General features: G+C 74.4%; 1 protein-coding gene. It reads left to right on the forward strand.

The genetic code is table 11. The features are described 5' to 3' along the window. Positions 1-982: YihY/virulence factor BrkB family protein (locus ACYVE9_RS28325; RefSeq protein ID WP_461030742.1), on the forward strand; the 982-nt coding region annotated here is incomplete at both ends.

The following is a 982-nucleotide window of genomic DNA, read 5'->3' on the forward strand; positions in this document are numbered from 1 at the left end:
GGGAGTCGGGGGACGAGCGGGAGTCGGGCCAGGAGCGGGAGGCGGACCGGACGGCCCGGCGGGCGTCGTCCGCGGGGCGGCGCCGCAGCGACTTCCGCGGTGTGCCCGGCCGGGAACTGGCCCGGATGCTGGCCGGGGACGTCTGGCGGTCCTGCGTCGAGCACCGGATCATGGGCATGGCCGCGGAGGCGGCGTTCTTCACCATGCTGTCGCTGCCCGCGCTGCTGCTGGGTCTGCTGGGCCTGCTCGGAGCGGTGGACTCCGTGGGCGGCACGGACGTCCTGGGATCGGTGCGCACGGAACTGCTCGACGCGTCCGGCAGGCTGCTGTCCGAGCGCGGTGTGCGGCAGCTGGTCGCCCCGCTGCTCGACGACCTGGTCTCCGGCGCCCGCCCCGGCCTGCTCTCCTTCGGTTTCGCCTTCGCCCTCTGGTCCGGCTCCCGGGCGGTGAACGTCTTCGTGGGCACCATCACGGTCATGTACGGCCTCGGCGGCCTGCGCAACCCCGCGGTGACCCGGCTGCTGTCCTTCGCCCTGTACGTCGTCGGCCTCGTCGTCGGCGCGATCGCGGTCCCCATGACACTGCTCGGACCGAGCGTGGTGGCCGGCTGGTGGCCCCAGCTGTCGGACGTGGTGTGGGCGCTGTACTGGCCGCTGGTGATGCTGCTGGCCGTCGCCTTCCTGGCCACGCTCTACCACGTGTCGGTCCCGGTGCGCTCGCCGTGGCGGGCCGACCTGCCCGGTGCCCTGGTCGCGCTGCTGCTGTGGGTGCTGTGCGCGGTGGGGCTGCGCGTCTACCTGTCCAGCGCGGTCGAGGGCGGCAGCATCTACGGCTCGCTCGCCGCGCCGATCGCCGTGCTGCTGTGGCTGGGCATGTCGGCCTTCGCGGTGCTGGTGGGCGCCGCCGTCAACACCGCCGTCGAGCGGGTCTGGCCGACCGCCGAGGTCACCGCGTCCCGCACCCGCGCCCTCGCCCGGAACCC

The sequence above is a fragment of the Streptomyces sparsus genome (assembly GCF_054776295.1).